Source organism: Mesorhizobium sp. M1E.F.Ca.ET.063.01.1.1 (assembly GCF_003998155.1).
In the GTDB taxonomy this organism is placed as follows: domain Bacteria; phylum Pseudomonadota; class Alphaproteobacteria; order Rhizobiales; family Rhizobiaceae; genus Mesorhizobium.
The window spans coordinates 1-387 of the sequence record NZ_RZSC01001790.1 but is presented as its reverse complement, the minus strand read 5'-3'; the positions used below and the strand labels follow the sequence as shown (position 1 = coordinate 387).

General features: G+C 67.2%; 1 protein-coding gene and 1 pseudogene. Both read right to left on the bottom strand.

The features are described 5' to 3' along the window. On the bottom strand, nucleotides 1-224 hold a 224-nt coding region (locus EOA29_RS40890; RefSeq protein WP_189479225.1), incomplete at its 3' end, for a P1 family peptidase. Further along, nucleotides 224-387, bottom strand: a pseudogene (locus EOA29_RS43705) (ABC transporter substrate-binding protein); the annotation flags it as partial. The gene EOA29_RS40890 and the pseudogene EOA29_RS43705, both read right to left, overlap by 1 nt.

The following is a 387-nucleotide window of genomic DNA, read 5'->3' as shown; positions in this document are numbered from 1 at the left end:
CCGCCGGACAGCACGATGGCATGGATCGCGGCGATCGAGTTCTGCGGTTCGAGCAGATCGGTCTCACGCGTGCCCGGCGCGCCACCCAGCACCTGGACCCCGGCAACCGCCGGTTCCTCGCACAGCACCACAGTGACGCCGGACTTCAGCCTGGCATCGGCGGCATTGCCGACGCTGATGCCGGCGACATCGGTGATCAGGTTACGCGGTCCGGCGCGGAACATCACTTTGCCTCCAGTGGCACGAAACGCGTGCCGTCGAAGCGGAAGGCGCGGAACGGATTCTGGCTGAGATCGCCCTTCTCGTCGAAGCGGATCGGGCCGATCGCGGTTGCGAAGTCATGGTCGGTCAGGGCCTCGGCGGGCGGCTTGCCGGAGCTTTCCGCAT